The following is a 15,885-nucleotide window of genomic DNA, read 5'->3' as shown; positions in this document are numbered from 1 at the left end:
GCAGATGAAGATATCATTTTTACACCTGTTGTTGCTGACCACTGTTTTCTTCTCCTGCGAGAACAAAGACGACACGGTTTTTGAAGAATCGGCGGACGTGCGTCTGAATGCAGCGCTGGCTTCTTATGAAAAACAGCTTGTAGAAGCGCCGTACGGCTGGAATGCGGTGATTTATCCGGGCGGAGGGGGTAGTTACGGGTTTTATTTCAAATTCGACGATAAGAACAGGGTAACGATGTACTCCGATTTTTCGGATGCCTCTGCTGCCAAACCGAAGGAAAGCAGCTACCGGTTAAAAGCCATGCAAACGCCTTCATTGATATTTGATACTTACTCTTACCTGCATGTCCTGGCTGATCCCGATGAGGAAGTCAACGACGGAGTGCGCGGAGAAGGCCTTAAATCCGATTTCGAATTCAGTATTTATGGCGATTCCCTGACGGCGGACCGGATGGCGTTCGTTGGTCGCAAGAACCAGAGCCGTCTGGTGCTCACGAAAGCTACGCAGGCGCAGGCGACTGCCTACACGAATGGCGATTTGGCCAAGGCCTTGCTGTTCAATAACATTGCGAAATACATACCTTACTTCAAGCGCGTTACGCTGGGAGCCAATACCTACGAGATCACGGTGAATCAAAATGCCAGGACTGTGAAACTTACCTGGCTGAACGGGAGTACACCAAAGACATTCACAACGAGCTACTACCTCACTCCCGCGGGCGTTGCGTTCGTGTCCCCGCTCGTGAATGGCTCGCAGACGATCACAGGTTTCGGGAATATTACCTGGAATGCGAATTCGACCCAGCTGGGTTTCTCCGGCGGAGGAGCAACAGGTACTGTCGTCAGTGCGATCAAACCTATTTCGGTAGACTTGGCAGCGTCTAAAAGATGGTGGCAGACGCCGATTGAGTCAGGGGGAGACTGGCGGTCGGCGACCGGGTTCCATGTCAACGGCGTAGACGATGCATTCAAAGTAGCTGACCTGAAATCGGATGAGTCGATATTCGCATTTTACGTCTATCAGCCGGGCGTTAGTGCCCGCAACGACTTGTTTGCGCCCATTTTTTATGATGGCAAGAGCATCTTCCTCGATTATGGGCATGCTCCGGCTCCGCCGACATTTACGGCCGACGGGCGAGCAATATTTTCGCCGGCAGGTACTTATGGTACGATCCCCGCGGCGGGTGCGGCGGCCGAATCAGCCAAGTTGCTTTACGATCCAAGCGGTTTTTACCTGATCCAGACGTCGGATGAAACGTATGATATGGTAAGCGCGAAGGATGCGAAGTCGTGGATTACCTGGGAGTAGCAGGTTTTGCCTACCAGTATTTGCCGTTTTTCCGAGCGAACCAATAGCCCCGCCAGAATATGCGCAGGTGATTGAACAGCGTTGGTATAAGACCGAAGTGTTTTCTGAGCACTTTGTACCGGTCGGTAAGCGATCGGCGATGGTTTTTGACTGATAAACCTCCTAGCAAGTATCGACAGAGCGTAAACGGCAGAAATTGCACGGTTTCGGCCCGTTTCAGGCATTCGATTTCCCAATCGATATCGGCGCTAAGATTTTCGTATTCGTAGAGCGGCGCAATGTCTTTCCTCGCTATGAATGCCTGATGACAGACTTTCATGCCTAATGCAAAATCCTGCCAGCGAAGGTTTTCAGGCAAAGTGTGGGGCGTAAAATGGCTCCGCAGGCCAACCTCGGTACCGTCTTCACGAACCATCATGGCGTCGCTGTAATATACGCCAGCCCCGGTTTCGAGCGAGGATAGAAGGTTGTGTAGTGTATGACTATCAAAGACCTCGTCGCCTGCATTCAAGAACCAGACATATTTCCCTGAGGCAAGCCGTAAACCTTTGTTCATGGCATCGTAAAGACCCTTGTCTTTCTCGGAAATGATTTTTGAGATAAAGGGATACCGCTCCGCAATTGCGAGCGTCTGGTCTTTGGAACCACCATCTATAATCAGGTATTCCAATCGTGCCGGATGGTTTACATCGGATAGGGCCCTTTCCACACTGTTGAGCGTGCGCCCGAGGAATTTTTCGGCCTGGAACGTAACGGTAATGATCGTTAGCAGCGGGCTATTGTCCATGAAGCAGGGAGTCATAAAGTTGGGAATACTGCCTCGCGACCACTGCTTCCGAATAATGCTCCAGAACCTTCCTGCGTGCATTGGCCGAAACGCTGCCATTAGTATTGTGTTTCAATACCCATTGGATACCCTCTGAAAGCCAAGACGCAGATTTGGGTGCGGCCACGAAGCCGCTTTCCAAATGGTCTATCATTTCCGGAATGCCTCCTGTGCCGAAACCTACCGCCGGTGTGCCGCATGCCATGGCTTCCATAATCGTGTTCGGCAGATTGTCTTCCAACGATGGGACTATGAGCATGTCGGCTGCACGATAGGCTTGCACCATTTGGCTTACATCCGATATTTTGCCCAGAAAATGTGTCTTTACGGGCATATTCTCGAAATCATCGGCCTTTCCCTTACCAAGGATCATCACTTCGACGTCGGCGAGGTTGGCATGGCGCATTGCCTCCTGAAAATAGGTAAACCCCTTGCGCGGATCTTGTGTGTTGGCTCCGGCAAAAAGGAGCAGCTTCTTGTCCGTGGGGAGTCCAAATGCTCTCCGGGCATCGTCCTGGTTGCCGGGTTTGAAAAAATCGGTGTCGATACAATTCGGGATTGCCCGGGAAGCCATACCACTGGTCAATGCGGCAGTTTGAACAAGGCTGTCCAGCCAACGGCTGGGAGAAACGAATGTCACTGATGCTCCCTGAAAAAGACGATGTTTCTTCTCGAATTGGGCAAATGCAAGATCGTATTCGCCCGGTTTTTTGAGGTAGGGGCAATAGCAGCAATGCGAAAGATAGCGCTCGCAGCCTCGGTTGTAATGGCAGCCGCCAGTGAATGCCCACATATCGTGCAATGTCCAGACGATCGGTTTCCCCAGTGCAAACAGCTTTTCGAGCGATTGGAGTGAAAGAAACCCGAAATTGATCCAATGCAAGTGAATGACACTCGCTTGCCTGACGAGCGGGTGATCGGCAATGTCGGCTCCGATCGCTGCAGGGGAAAAGGCAAAACGGACCGACTTGTCCTTTTCATAAGGGAGGAAACTAAGCCTTTCCAGGACGAAATTTGCCCAGGCCTTTCTGGATTTCCAGGGACTATCCGCCCAAGCTGTGGTTTGCGGGCCGGGGTGGGAAATCTCCGAAACCATCAGGCGAGAATCGACGTGGGCATTGAGTAATGCCTGGTGTAACCTTGCCGCAGCGACCCCGGCGCCTCCTTCCCAATGAAAAGTACTTAGTTGAAGCACCATTTGATCGCAATCGATAATTCGTGTTTTGGCCGGATGATTGTCCCCGGCGGCATTCCATGCGGGTAAAATTAATAGTTCTGCCTTTAAATACTTTTTTATTCGATGAAACTATCTTTATCGCTAAATCAGTAAACCGGAAAGATGTCAAGCGAAAAACGAAGCCACGAGGCGCATTCGGAATGGTATGAGTTGCAGTTTGGAACTCAGGAGGCGAAAAACAAGGTCATCGAATTGTGGGAGTATGATAATGCGCATCAGACGATTAATCACTGGATTCACAAACGTATGCTCGATCTAACCGATCCGTTTGTGAATGAGAAGAAATCATGGCTGACGGTGGGGGATGGTTACGGGTTCGATGCGAACCATTTTTTCAAAAAAGGGCTGGATGCCACTGCAAGCGATATTGCCGGTACGTTTTTGCCCTTATCGAAGGAACGAGGATTCATTGAAAAGTATGCAGTCGAAAACGTGGAGCACCTTACGTTTGCCGACAATAGCTTCGATTACATTTTTTGCAAGGAGGCTTATCATCATTTCCCGCGCCCGTACCTGGGCGTATACGAGATGCTGCGGGTAGCGCGCGAGGCCGTGATCCTGGTGGAGCCGCACGACCCGATCTCGAAAATGCCTTTTTTGCTGGCATTAAGAAATATTTTCGATCGCTTCGATACCACGGCCTTGCAGAAGTACTGGAAAAACAGGTATTCTTTCGAAACGGTGGGCAACTACGTTTTTAAGTTGTCTGAGCGCGAAATGGACAAGCTCGCGAATGGGATCGGCCTACCGGCAGTCGCTTTTAAGGGTATCAACAACAACTATTATCATCCGTCTTATGGACGCGAAAAGGCGGACGATTCCTCGCCGGCGTTTCGTAAGATCAAGCGCAAGCTAGCATTCCACAATTTCCTTGTAAAGGCTTCATTAATGCCTTCACAGATCTTGTGCGCCATTATTTTCAAGAAGCTGCCTTCTGAACAAGTGATGAAGGCAATGCAGAAAGAAGGTTTTCAGGTGCATATTTTTCCGCCTAATCCCTACGCACATTGAGGTTGATGTAGCGGCGCACTGATTTCTCTAAGGTCACAATTTGTGACCTTAGAGATTTAGCAAGTGCTCGTGCGCATTTTATTTTGCTGACTTCTGCCTGAAACCGACCCGCCTTCTTTCCTTCTGCGGCGGTTCCAAAAGGTAACTGAGTGCCTGGTGGATGTCGTTGAATTTTACCTGCATTTCATCTTCCAGCTTGTCGATTCGCTCTCTAAGTTCCTTTGAATCAATATAATGCTGTCGTATGCTTACAAATGCGCGCATGATCGTAATGTTCACTTGTATCGCTTTGTAGCTGTTCAAAACGCTCGATAACATGGCTACTCCCTGTTCGGTAAAGGCGAAAGGCAGATACTTCGCGTGGCTTCCCCGACCTTTCTTTAAGATCACAATTTGTGATCTTAAAGATGCAAGCTCGTCCGCAGTCAGTTCGAACATAAAGTCTTGGGGGAATCTTTCCATGTTTCTTCGTACTGCCTGTTTTAGGGATCTTGTCTCGATTTCGTAAAGCTCTGCGAGGTCGAAGTCCAACATGACTTTATAGCCACGAACGGTAAACACTTTGTTTTGAATGACTAGTAGATCCATTTTCGAAGACCAGTTTAGGTGTCACTTTATTCAAATACGCTCGCATTTCACTTTGGTCACGCATTCGTCGATAATTTTTTGGTAGGCTGAAATATGCCTAGTTTTATGGCCGAACATTCAATAAAGTACCTTCCATGTTAGCTGGATCAGATGTTAGAATTGCCGTTATCGGGCTTGGTTATGTCGGTTTGCCGCTGGCCGTGGCTTTTAGCAAAAAGTATCCCGTAACCGGCTTCGATATCAACAAGAGGCGCATTCAGGAACTGAAAGATGCTTACGACACGACCAAGGAAATATCGCGTCAGGACCTGCGCAAGGCTGTTAACCTTGCATTCTCATGGGATGAGGCGGCATTGAAGGAATGCAACGTATTTATCGTAACCGTCCCTACGCCCGTAGATCATTACAAGAAGCCAAACCTTACCCATTTGCTCAAAGCCAGCGGGATGATTGGTCAAATGCTGAAAAAAGGCGATGTGGTTATCTACGAATCTACGGTTTATCCTGGCTGTACCGAAGACGATTGTGTGCCGGTGCTCGAACGTGAAAGCGGCTTGAAATTCAATGAAGGGTTTTTCTGCGGCTATTCGCCGGAGCGTATCAATCCGGGCGACAAGATCAACACGTTCACAAAAATCAAAAAAGTAACATCGGGCTCCACGCCGGAGACGGCTCGTTTCGTCGACAGCCTGTACGCATCGGTGATCGATGCGGGTACGCACCTGGCGTCCAGCATGAAGGTCGCGGAAGCGTCAAAAGCGATTGAAAATGCGCAGCGGGACGTAAATATTTCGTTTGTAAATGAGCTGGCGTTGATTTTTGACCGCATGAATATCGACACCACCGAGGTGCTCGAAGCTGCTGCCACGAAGTGGAATTTCCTGAAATACAAACCGGGGTTAGTCGGCGGGCATTGCATTGGCGTCGATCCGTATTATCTGGCTTATAAGGCGGAGTCGTTGGGATATTATCCGCAGGTAATTCTCTCCGGCCGTAGGGTAAATGATATGATGGGCGTATTTGTAGCTAACAAGCTCGTAAAGCTCATGATCCGCAAAGGGCATAAGATCGAAGGCAGCCGCGTACTGATCCTCGGCATTACGTTCAAGGAGAATTGCCCCGACATCCGCAACACGAGGGTAATCGATGTTTACCGCGAGCTTACCGACTTTGGTATGCAGGTTGAAGTGCACGATCCCTGGGCATCGGCTGAGCAGGTGTTGAGTGAATACAATATTGCAACGCTGGACAAACCCGCGGGCAAATACGAAGCAGTCGTCCTGGCGGTGGCGCATCAGGAGTTCAAGGCAATGGAATTCGGCGAGTTCACCGCGGCGGATTCGGTGATATTCGATTTGAAATCGGTGTTGCCGCAGAATATGGTCGATTCCCGGCTTTGACAGCCGGTTATTCCCGCCAGCCGAAGATATTCAATTGCAGATCCATCACATCATTACCCCGATAACGATGGTTCACAAATGGCCGGAGCCGGTGCTGATTGGTATCCACATAATAACGAAAACCGTTTTCTTCGAAAATCTTCACTACATCTGCCAGGCCCTGCGCGTTGCCGATGTAGGAGTGAAATTCCACGAAAAGGTTCTGCACCTGTGTCAGCGAGCCCCGGCAATCGTGAAGCACATCGATCTCAGCACCTTCAATATCCATTTTCAGGAAATCAATCCGGCTTTCCTTTTCCAGAAAGTCTTTCAAGCGAATGGAATCGATTTTTCGTTTCTGCGCCGTTGAATAAATTGAGGAAGAGTCCGCCGATTCGCTTCCGAACCAAATGCCTTTCTCATTAACCCACACAGCTTTGTCGATAATTTCGACATCGTTCACACCATTGTTTTCCAGGTTCTGGCGGAGCAATGAGGCTATTGCCGGCTCGGCTTCGAATGCGAGCAATCTAGCCTTCGGGAACAGTTTTTTGAAATATAGAACGCTCATTCCAATATTCGCGCCGCAGTCGAAAATCACAGGTTGGGATTGCTCACTTTCAAAGTAGTAGAACTCGTCTGCGAAGATTTCCTTATGTTGCCAAAGAAACGACATGGTATCGGGGACTTTCAGTTTGAACCCGCCGAATGTCACGTCGGTCAGCTTGTATCGGGCGCGGTTGCCGTATTTGAGCAGCAACGCCATAAATTCCCGGTTCCGGGCCGAGCCGAGGGCGTGATAAGGTTCTTTAAGCAGGTAGCGAAGCCAGTACATATGTGTAGTAGGTCAAATGCCGTATTTGACCCGATTTTTAATTTTTAAAAGGAAAGATAACCGGTAATATTGCTGGAATGCGCGGATCAAATCAGCATCAGGCTTCAAATCGGCGGGCATAGCCACATCCCCCTCCGCCATTTCTTCCCCATATTCCCCGGATTTAAAAGTGAAATTAGTACCGCTGCCGTCAGTTCCGATATTTTTGATTTTGGAATGGACGGGATACAGTCCATAGGCGTCATTGGCGAACTGTGAATAAGTCCAGCGGATAGCCCACGAATCGATGACACCTTTTTGTTGCTTGGCCAGCATTGGCCACAGGTCGTCACCTCCCTGATTAAATGCATTTCGCCGTTTGCCGTCGTTTTTCAGGCTTGGGAAATCGCGTACCTGCCAATCGGCCTTCGCCCATTTGTGTGCCCAGGTTCCCCAACCCCAGGAGCTCGCCCGTGGTGCGAGGTACAGCTCATGCGGGTAATTTTCAGGAACGTCGATAGGCGGCGTGTAGCCGGTAACCGAGTAAATATCGTCGCGCTCCGCATACGCATCCAACGCATTGTTCATAAATGACAGGAAATCGGTGGTACTGAGCATGTCATCTTCCAGCACAATTACTTTCGGATACTTGGAAAGAACAAAACTGACGCCCTCTATCACAGAAGCCGCCAGACCTTTGTTTCGCGGAGATTCGAAGATCGTCACCTTTTTGAAACCTGAAATGCCCGAAATGTATGCACGCACCTCGTTCACCGCTTCCGCCTCCTGCGCGTGCTTCGGCCCGTCGGAATAGATATACAACTCGCTTTCGGAAGCGAGCGTATTCATTTGCAGACTTTTAACAGTCTGCTGCAAATGCGAGGGACGGTTGTAGCAAAAAAGAACGATAGGGGCATGGGCGCGCATGAGCTCATTTGTCGGTTATCGTTGCAAAAGTAGGTCGAATCGTTTCTAAATCACAACAAATGCGAAAGTAGTAAAAAGTCAGGACCGCGAGTTTTGGTGGCCAAACTGTACTACCTTTGCAGGAAAATCGTCATCGAAGTCGTTGAAAATAATATGCGTGATGGGGGCGCGGCCCAATTTTGTGAAGGTAGCGGCCCTGTACAGAGCCTTCTCAAAATGTCCGGAGTTTTCCGTCAGCCTGGTTCATACCGGGCAGCATCACGACGATGCCATGTATAAGGTATTTCTGACGCAACTGGGCCTTCCTGAACCGGATTTTTCATTGTGCATTCACGGCGGCTCCCACACCGAACAGACCGCCCAAATCATGCTGGCTTTTGAAAAGGTGCTTTCGAGCGAATCTCCGGACCTCGTGATGGTTGTCGGCGACGTCAATTCGAGTTTGGCATGTGCATTGGTAGCGGCCAAAGAAGGGGTTCCGCTGGCGCATGTGGAGGCCGGATTGCGCAGCGGCGACAAAAGTATGCCCGAGGAAATCAATCGTGTTTTGATCGATCATATGGCCGACGGGCTTTTCGTTTCAGAGGAAGCGGCTGTCAGAAACCTGCAAAATGAAGGGATACCGTCGGGTAAAATCCATTTTGTAGGTAATGTAATGATCGATTCGCTGGTTTATTGCCGGGAAAAAGCAATGGAGCTCCCGTTGCTCAATGATTTGGGATTGAAAAAGCGGGGGTATGTGGTGTTGACGATGCATCGGCCATCGAATGTGGATTCGCTCGCGGAACTGACGTTGCTGGCGGATTTGATACAGGCCTTGTGTAAAATCAGGCCGGTCGTTTTTCCGGTCCATCCCAGGACGAAATCGAGCCTGATCAGCCATGGAATCTGGGGTCAGCTTGAAAATTGCAGCGGCTTGCATTTGCTGCCGCCCCAGGGTTATCTGGAATTTATCAACCTGATTTCCCATGCTGCCCTCGTCATCACCGATTCCGGCGGCGTGCAGGAGGAAACGACATTTCTGAACGTGCCCTGTGTGACTTTCAGGAAGTCTACGGAACGCCCGTCCACAATCGGGGAGGGGACGAACCGGCTTGTAGGTGATTTGGATGTTGCTCATGCACTCGGCATTATAACCGAAGTTTTAAAAAAGGAGAAGAACCAGACATCTTTGCCTGCACTGTGGGATGGCCTCGCGGCGGATCGCATTGTGCAAATAATTCAAAAGAAGTATTTAAAATAGATTTACGTGGGAATTGTTGTACGACAAAGCTTAAAGGCAGGGCTGGGCTCTTATATCGGGGTTGGGATCGGGATTATTAATCAAATGTATGTTTCTACCAAATTCCTTTCGGTAGAAGAATTGGCACTGACCCGGTTGCTTTTCGAAAACAGTTTACTTTTTGCCGCTTTTGCACATTTGGGCACGCCGCTTATTGCAGACAAATTTTTCGCAAAATTCAGGGACGACGATTCCGGGCATAATGGCATATTGCCGCTCCTTTTGGGTTTGCCATTTGTGGGAGGTTTGTTATTCACGATCCTTTACCTGCTATGCTCGGGATGGATACAACAATACTACTCCGAAAACTCCCCGTTGTTGATCAAATACCATATTCTGGTAATTCCTCTTACGATATTCTGGCTATACCTGGCTGTATTGGAATCATATTGCCGGAATAATTCGCGCATTGCCGTTCCCAACTTTATCCGTGAAGTTTTCCTCCGACTGGCCAACATAATGGTCATTCTCATGTTCGGATTCGGATGGGTCAGTTTTCAATTAATGCTCTGGCTGCTGATCGCATCCTATGGTCTGGCCCTGATCTCGCTGATATTCTATATTCACAAGCTGGGGAAATGGTATTGGTTTAAACCCAATCCGCAAATACTCACCAGATCGTTGTTTCGGAATATGCTGGCTTATGGAAGCTTCTCGATTCTCGGAGGCATAGGCGTAAACCTGATGCTCTTTATCGACCGTTCCATGCTCGCGGGAGAGCGGGGGCTTATTCAAACAGGGATATTTATCATAGCCGCGTATATCGCCGGGGTAATTGAAATACCCAAGAAGGCTATTTCGCAAATATCCATTCCTTTATTGTCCACTTCTTTGGGGAAAGAAGATTACGAATTTGTCCGTCAGATCAACGTCAAATCCGCATTGAACCAATTGATAGCCGGGGGACTATTCTTTTTATTAATATGGAGTAGTATTGATGATATTTTCCTGCTCATTCCCAAAGGCGAAACCTACCGGGAGGGGAAACTCGTAGTGCTTTTCCTGGCATTGGTAAAAGTATTCGATACCGGAACGGGGCTCAATACGGAAATAATCCTGTATTCGAGGTTTTATAAATATGCGACGTATCTCATTCTCGGGTCGGCCATTTTGGGTTTCTTATTGAACGTTTTGTTCATACCCATGTACGGCTTTATCGGCGCGGCGCTGGCTACCATGATCACCACATTCCTTTATTCCATGTCCAGGTTATTTTTGGTCTGGCGCAAATTTGGCATTCAGCCTTTTTCACAGGGGACGGTGAAAGTGATACTAGTGCTGGCTGTGTTGTATCTATCTACTTTCCTTGAACCGGAATATACCGTCTCCAAATTGTCGGCTATGCTCGCCATCGTACTCCGGTCGGCGTTCTTATGTGTGGCTTTCGCCATATTGATCCTTAAACTGGACGTTTCGCCGGAGATAAGAGCGCTTTTTGAAACTGCCAAAAAGCGGCTGCCTTATGTGAATGGTAAATAATCCCGAGTGCGGGCGTTGTTTAAATATCCATTTTCCGGAATCGGATTCTCCTGGCGCTTTTAATGCGTTCCTGTACAAATTCCAGGTCCCGCAGGTAGATCGTGTCGTGTGAGCCGGTAGTTTCCAGCTTTTGCAGGACTCTTTTAAACGGATCGTAGCTGTGTGGTACAAATCCCAGGTCCAGCAGCTTGTTATGCAGGTAGTTTTGCCCGAATTCGTATTGATCTGAAAGGCCATTCGTTTCCATAATGATCACCCTCAAATTGGGATTGGCCAGGGTATCGGGTGCGCCGTTGATGACATTGGCCTCGAAGCCCTCCACATCGATCTTTAAAAAGTTCGCTGTTTTGTCTGCCAGCAGGTGGTCCAGCGTGTCGACAGGGACCTGAATCGTGGCGCCTGCCGACTCCTGGCTGTTACTGATTACGTGGTTAGTGGCGTCGAGATTGTTGGTGAAAACCAGTTTTTCCTCCTTATCACCGACTCCCAGGTTCCGCAGGTCAACCAGGCCTTCCAGCTGATTGTAGGTTACATTTCTTTTTAATTTCGAGAATGTCGACGGGATCGGTTCAAATGCGATGGCATTGGCGCCGGCTACGCCTGCGGCCAGGATCGTGTATACCCCCACATTGGCGCCTATGTCCACAAACGTGTCGCCCGGGCGCAGGTAATGCGTAAGGAAAAGCATTTCGTGGAGGTCGTACAGCCCCGTGTAAATCTGAAGTTCAGCACTGGACATTCCTTTTTCGACCACCAGCGAAGTATTTTCAAGAAAAGGATACACCATCGGGTGATGGTGCAAACGAATGACAATCCCTCTTTTGAAGAACGTCATCAAGGCCGGGAGTTTGTTGTTCTGATTTAAAGGGTGACTCAGTATGGTCTTGATCGTCTTTAACTTCATTAGGCTGTTCGAGGTTTTGTGCCAGGCCGGGAAAAATTTGGCTGCTAATGTAGCTATTTGCGCCCTGTAAGCAAAACGTTCCCGACCAGCTCTTTCATGTTCAGAGGATGGCCTCGTAAATAATTTTGGGGCATTCCCGGCCTCCTATGCGGCGTTTGAAACTGGCCAGTGATGCTTTTTCGTGACCGAAGTGGTCGAGGGAAATGCCGAGATCCAGGATTTCTATCCCGCTGTTCCTGCAATATTGATAAGCCGCTTCGAAAAGCATAAGGGAAGGACTGATTGTGCGGAATTCAGGAAGAAAGCCGGACAAAAAATGGTATAAAACATGGTCACTTACCCGCACCAATAATGCTGCGGCGACGGTTTGTTGCCCGTCTCTGACCGTCATACTGATGTAGCTTTCGGGTGTTGCATGGATGATCCTGGCTATTTCTCCCGGCTCTACCCGCCTATGCCGACCGTGCGCGCGGTCGCAGTCGTGAAGCAGGGTTTCTGTTGCCTCGTCACAAATCCCGATTTTCAGATCAATACCTAAACCGCTGTTTTTGCCTTTGGCTAATCGCCGTCGCTCCGCTGGCTCAATAATCTGGTCAAAACGCTGGTCAGTAATAGGAATATAATGATTAGAATAGGTATGATTGGGTGAAAAACCAGCAGCGAGGTAGCTGTGATGGCAAATTTCATGGATTAGCGGGTGGTAACATGCGGGCGCGGTTTTTATAGTAAGTGTTTTGCCTCCCATGCGGCTTACCCATTCCCGGGTGCATGAAAGCAGAAATATCAGCTGGCGTTCCGGGCAATGTGCTACTGGCATGATGCCGCCAAACGGGGCCAATGGTGGGGAAGTCCAGCCATGAGTGCCTGGCTGGCAGTGAAGTACGGCCAAAATATGACCGGATTCTTTGGAACTAAGAATAAATGAATAAATTAGGTCAGAAGTCTGAATAGCCAGTTGTTGTTTCCTGAAAAAAAGCCATGGAACGGCCGTGGGAAAGGGAGCGTCCTGCATTGGAAATACATCCACGATGCTGTCGTCATTGGTCCAGGAGCAGAGAGAAGTGCGTGTAAAACTATTACTTATCGGGCCCACAAGTTATAGTATGTGTGTTAAATGTGCTCAGATCAAGGATTTTGATAAATTATTGATATACTAATTTGATATTTTTTATGTTTAATACAATGCTGATTACTATTTTTGTTAATTCATCAAATCAGTTCAACCAGGATGTACAAAATAGTACTGGTTGGTAATCAGGATTTTCAGTTCAAGGGCAATCATCAGGCTGGAAATTGATTGTCCGGATTAATTTGACACCAGTAGTTTTTTACATCCATTGGACCCAACCCATCCATGAAACACATACTGATCGCCGAAGACCATGCTGTGGTAAGAATCGGTACCAAACACCTCCTCAAATCACTAATTCCGGATTCAACAATTTCGGACGTTGACGATTTTGATAAAATTCTTCAGGAACTTGAGACCAAAGCTTATGACCTCCTGATTCTGGATATCAATATTCCGGGCGGTAACACTACCAAAATGGTGGAAACCATCCGCGCGAAATCGCCGGGCGTCAGAATTCTCATGTTTTCGAGCTACGACGAACAACTTTACGGCCTGATGTACCTTCAAGCGGGTGCAGATGGATACCTGTCGAAGGATGCACCGGAGGAAGAGTTCAAAACCGCCGTTATGAGCGTCCTGAACAATAAGAAGTATATGAGCGAAGATATGCAGCAAATGAATATCAATCGCCTCATCAATCCGAAGGAATACATGCCGGATCCGATCGTGAGCCTTTCGCCGCGCGAGACCGACGTGATGAACCTTTTGAAGGAAGGCTTAGGAACCGCAAAAATTGCAGAAAAACTGAACTTGCAGCTATCTACCGTTAGTACTTACAAGGCCCGTATTTTTGAGAAGCTGGGCGTTAAGAACATCGTAGAGCTGATTACCAAGATTAAGTAATTTATTCTTACCATACCGAAAAAGGTTTCTGTACCAGGTGCAGAAACCTTTTTTTGTGAAATCAATCGAGTGAAATTCATGCGCAAGCTGAGTGTAGATGAAATGGACCGGATGTCGGTCGAAGAGTTTAGGGAATCGGAAAAATTCCCGTTTGTGATCGTGCTGGACAACATCAGGAGCCTTAACAACATCGGCTCGTTCTTCCGGACCGCGGATGCGTTGCGGGCGGAGAAAATAGTCCTCTGCGGCTACACACAGGCGCCGCCGCATCGCGAGATCACGCGCAGTGCCCTCGGAGCCGAAATGTCGGTGGCGTGGGAGAAGTGCCCAAGCGCGGCCGAGGCGGTTAAAATATTGAAATCGGAAGGATATAAGGTCTGGTGTGTGGAGCAGGCCGAGGGAAGTGTGCTGTTGCAAAATTTCGGGCCCGAAAGGGGAGTACCTCATGCCTTTGTATTTGGTAATGAGGTTGAAGGGGTGAGTGAGGCTGCCATCGCAGAATCCGACGGCTGTCTGGAAATTCCGCAGTTCGGGACGAAGCATTCTTTCAACGTTTCGGTGTCGGCAGGAATCGTATTGTGGGATTTTGTAAGGAGAAATATAACATAAAAATAATACCGAAAATTTGCTATTTATAAATTAATAATGGGTATTTGTAGGTTATTGCCTGATGGCAATTTTGACCTGGTATAGCTCCTCTGCGGAGCCGGGCTACATGTATTATTTATGAAATTCTTAATATCAGATTTATGAAATCCGCTACCAAAAAGTTATCGACAGAGATTGCTGAAACCCTTGCCGGAAAGATTGAAGCAGTCACTGCCGGTTCAAAAAAAATAAAGAAATCCATCGAGAAAGCGGCCGCGAAACTGGCTAAGAAGGTAGCCAAGTTTGAAAAGGAAACTCTCAAGAAAAAAGCCAAAGAGGCCAAGAATGCGGAGAAGAAAGTAAAGGATAAGAAGGAAGGCAAAAAGAGCAAGGCGGAGAAGAAAGAAAAAGTAGCAGCGCTGGTAGCGGCTGCATCGTCCAAAGCGCCTGTGGCTGCCCCTGCGAAGCCAACGGTGGGTAAAGAAGCGAGCGCTCCGAAACCGGCCGCAAAACCAGCCGCGCCGAAAGCTGCACCTGCCAAGCCTGCCGCGAAACCGGCAGCTGCTCCGAAAGCCGACGCACCTGCGCCGGCTCCTGAGAAAGCATAACGAGGCTGTGAATGCCAGAAAACGACCAGCAACGGATTTCCGTTGCTGGTCGTTTTGCTTTCAGGTTAGCTGGTGCGTCCTATTGTGACAAGTAACCGGCCGGTCAGGCCTTTCTCGGCGCGGTGTGAGAAATAATCCTGGTTGTGAAGTACGGTCGAATAAGGGGATATTTCCACATGTTCGGGCTTTATGCCGCTGCGGACCAGCTGGTCACGGTTGGAGGCTTTCAGATCCACGAAAAACTTGCCGGCGCCTTCATCCCAGCGTTTATAGGTCGGGGTGAAATGCTGTGCCACATCCTCGCCTACTTCAAAACTACATTCATCAATACAGGTACCCACATATCCGAAACAATCCCCGGGCCGGGTGCCGTAGTTGCCCTGCATGGTCGCAACCGTCTTTTCGACAATCCCACCCACAGTACCACGCCATCCCGCGTGAATAGCCGCCACCGCGCCCGTTACCGGGTCGTAGATCAGGATCGGCGTGCAATCGGCGACGGTCACCGCAAGCTGAATGCCCCTTATATTGGTCACCAGGGCATCGAATCCCTCGAATCGGGCCGGCGAGGTAACGGTTACAATGTCGGTCCCATGCACTTGATGCGATTTTGCGACGTTTTCGAAGGGTATGCCAAGTGCTCCAAAGAATATCAGGTTGTTTTGCATGATATTTTCGGGCGTATCCTGCGAGCCACCGAGGTTCAGCGACGCGTAGTGGCCGGTGCTTACACCGCCATGGCGCGTACTTTCGGCGGCAACCAACTCGGGGAACTGGCTAAATATCTGTGGTTTACGGAATATGGGTTGTTTGTCGGTCGTGGGGGAAGCGAGCATTCTTCTGAAATTAATGGAAAACGGTTCCAAAATTAAACGATCGCGCCGCCGGATTCATTTCGGGCTGAATTTATTTTGACGCATTGCCGTTATGTGCCCGGAAGTTCCCCGTAAAAGAACCG

General features: G+C 48.9%; 16 protein-coding genes. 8 read left to right on the top strand and 8 right to left on the bottom strand.

Translation table 11 applies throughout. The features are described 5' to 3' along the window. Window positions 1–4 precede the first annotated feature (4 nt). A complete protein-coding gene (locus J2Y43_RS03915) occupies window positions 5–1,309 on the top strand; it encodes a DUF4302 domain-containing protein (RefSeq protein ID WP_309981165.1) in 1,305 nt (434 codons plus the stop codon). A 10-nt stretch (window positions 1,310–1,319) separates the two neighbouring features. On the opposite strand, the gene J2Y43_RS03910 is transcribed toward J2Y43_RS03915, so the two are convergent. Both J2Y43_RS03910 and J2Y43_RS03905 read right to left on the bottom strand, forming a co-directional pair. Then, window positions 1,320–2,111: a glycosyltransferase family 2 protein gene (locus J2Y43_RS03910; RefSeq protein WP_309981166.1), complete on the bottom strand. Its 792-nt coding sequence runs from the start codon at window positions 2,109–2,111 to the stop codon at window positions 1,320–1,322. Continuing rightward, window positions 2,086–3,333 carry a glycosyltransferase family 4 protein gene (locus tag J2Y43_RS03905; RefSeq protein WP_309981167.1) on the bottom strand — a complete coding sequence of 416 codons (1,248 nt, stop codon included), beginning with the start codon at window positions 3,331–3,333 and terminating at the stop codon, window positions 2,086–2,088. Before J2Y43_RS03905 ends, J2Y43_RS03910 begins: the two co-directional genes overlap by 26 nt. A 141-nt stretch (window positions 3,334–3,474) precedes the next feature. On the opposite strand from J2Y43_RS03905, the gene J2Y43_RS03900 reads away from it, so the two are divergent. Next, window positions 3,475–4,383: a class I SAM-dependent methyltransferase gene (locus tag J2Y43_RS03900; RefSeq protein WP_309981168.1), complete on the top strand. Its 909-nt coding sequence runs from the start codon at window positions 3,475–3,477 to the stop codon at window positions 4,381–4,383. A 78-nt stretch (window positions 4,384–4,461) separates the two neighbouring features. On the opposite strand, the gene J2Y43_RS03895 is transcribed toward J2Y43_RS03900, so the two are convergent. Beyond that, window positions 4,462–4,971 (bottom strand): ORF6N domain-containing protein, encoded by a 510-nt coding sequence (locus J2Y43_RS03895; RefSeq protein WP_309981169.1) that lies wholly within the window; start codon window positions 4,969–4,971, stop codon window positions 4,462–4,464. Window positions 4,972–5,105: 134 nt separating this feature from the next. Here J2Y43_RS03895 and J2Y43_RS03890 point away from each other — a divergent pair, with 134 nt between their 5' ends. Further along, window positions 5,106–6,371, top strand: a complete 1,266-nt coding sequence (locus tag J2Y43_RS03890) for a nucleotide sugar dehydrogenase (protein WP_309981170.1) — start codon at window positions 5,106–5,108, stop codon at window positions 6,369–6,371. 7 nt (window positions 6,372–6,378) lie between these two features. Here J2Y43_RS03890 and J2Y43_RS03885 read toward each other — a convergent pair whose 3' ends face one another. Together J2Y43_RS03885 and J2Y43_RS03880 are read right to left on the bottom strand one after the other, a co-directional pair. Then, the gene (locus tag J2Y43_RS03885) at window positions 6,379–7,185 is read right to left on the bottom strand and encodes an FkbM family methyltransferase (RefSeq protein WP_309981171.1); all 807 of its coding nucleotides are present in this window, start codon (window positions 7,183–7,185) and stop codon (window positions 6,379–6,381) included. Window positions 7,186–7,197: 12 nt separating this feature from the next. Further along, window positions 7,198–8,091 carry a glycosyltransferase gene (locus J2Y43_RS03880; RefSeq protein ID WP_309981172.1) on the bottom strand — a complete coding sequence of 298 codons (894 nt, stop codon included), beginning with the start codon at window positions 8,089–8,091 and terminating at the stop codon, window positions 7,198–7,200. 142 nt (window positions 8,092–8,233) lie between these two features. Between J2Y43_RS03880 and wecB the strand changes: the two genes are divergently transcribed. After that, window positions 8,234–9,334 carry a non-hydrolyzing UDP-N-acetylglucosamine 2-epimerase gene (gene wecB, locus J2Y43_RS03875; protein ID WP_309981173.1) on the top strand — a complete coding sequence of 367 codons (1,101 nt, stop codon included), beginning with the start codon at window positions 8,234–8,236 and terminating at the stop codon, window positions 9,332–9,334. Between the two features lie 6 nt (window positions 9,335–9,340). Continuing rightward, window positions 9,341–10,852: a polysaccharide biosynthesis C-terminal domain-containing protein gene (locus J2Y43_RS03870; protein ID WP_309981174.1), complete on the top strand. Its 1,512-nt coding sequence runs from the start codon at window positions 9,341–9,343 to the stop codon at window positions 10,850–10,852. A gap of 19 nt (window positions 10,853–10,871) precedes the next feature. On the opposite strand, the gene J2Y43_RS03865 is transcribed toward J2Y43_RS03870, so the two are convergent. After that, window positions 10,872–11,756 carry an FkbM family methyltransferase gene (locus tag J2Y43_RS03865; protein ID WP_309981175.1) on the bottom strand — a complete coding sequence of 295 codons (885 nt, stop codon included), beginning with the start codon at window positions 11,754–11,756 and terminating at the stop codon, window positions 10,872–10,874. A 100-nt stretch (window positions 11,757–11,856) separates the two neighbouring features. Continuing rightward, window positions 11,857–12,573 carry a GNAT family N-acetyltransferase gene (locus J2Y43_RS03860; RefSeq protein WP_309981176.1) on the bottom strand — a complete coding sequence of 239 codons (717 nt, stop codon included), beginning with the start codon at window positions 12,571–12,573 and terminating at the stop codon, window positions 11,857–11,859. A gap of 537 nt (window positions 12,574–13,110) precedes the next feature. Here J2Y43_RS03860 and J2Y43_RS03855 point away from each other — a divergent pair. The 3 genes from J2Y43_RS03855 to J2Y43_RS03845 all read left to right on the top strand — a co-directional run bounded on the left by J2Y43_RS03855 (window position 13,111) and on the right by J2Y43_RS03845 (window position 14,927). After that, on the top strand, window positions 13,111–13,731 hold the full coding sequence (locus J2Y43_RS03855) for a response regulator transcription factor (RefSeq protein ID WP_106599727.1): 621 nt from the start codon (window positions 13,111–13,113) through the stop codon (window positions 13,729–13,731). Window positions 13,732–13,809: 78 nt separating this feature from the next. Next, on the top strand, window positions 13,810–14,340 hold the full coding sequence (locus J2Y43_RS03850) for an RNA methyltransferase (RefSeq protein WP_309981177.1): 531 nt from the start codon (window positions 13,810–13,812) through the stop codon (window positions 14,338–14,340). 140 nt (window positions 14,341–14,480) lie between these two features. Then, a complete protein-coding gene (locus J2Y43_RS03845) occupies window positions 14,481–14,927 on the top strand; it encodes a histone H1/H5 family protein, HCT subfamily (RefSeq protein ID WP_309981178.1) in 447 nt (148 codons plus the stop codon). 65 nt (window positions 14,928–14,992) lie between these two features. Here J2Y43_RS03845 and pgeF read toward each other — a convergent pair whose 3' ends face one another. Beyond that, window positions 14,993–15,763 carry a peptidoglycan editing factor PgeF gene (gene pgeF / locus J2Y43_RS03840; RefSeq protein ID WP_309981179.1) on the bottom strand — a complete coding sequence of 257 codons (771 nt, stop codon included), beginning with the start codon at window positions 15,761–15,763 and terminating at the stop codon, window positions 14,993–14,995. Window positions 15,764–15,885 lie beyond the last annotated feature (122 nt).

This window comes from Dyadobacter sp. BE31 (genome assembly GCF_031457695.1).
Classification (GTDB): domain Bacteria; phylum Bacteroidota; class Bacteroidia; order Cytophagales; family Spirosomataceae; genus Dyadobacter.
This window is presented reverse-complemented; position numbering and strand designations above follow the sequence as displayed.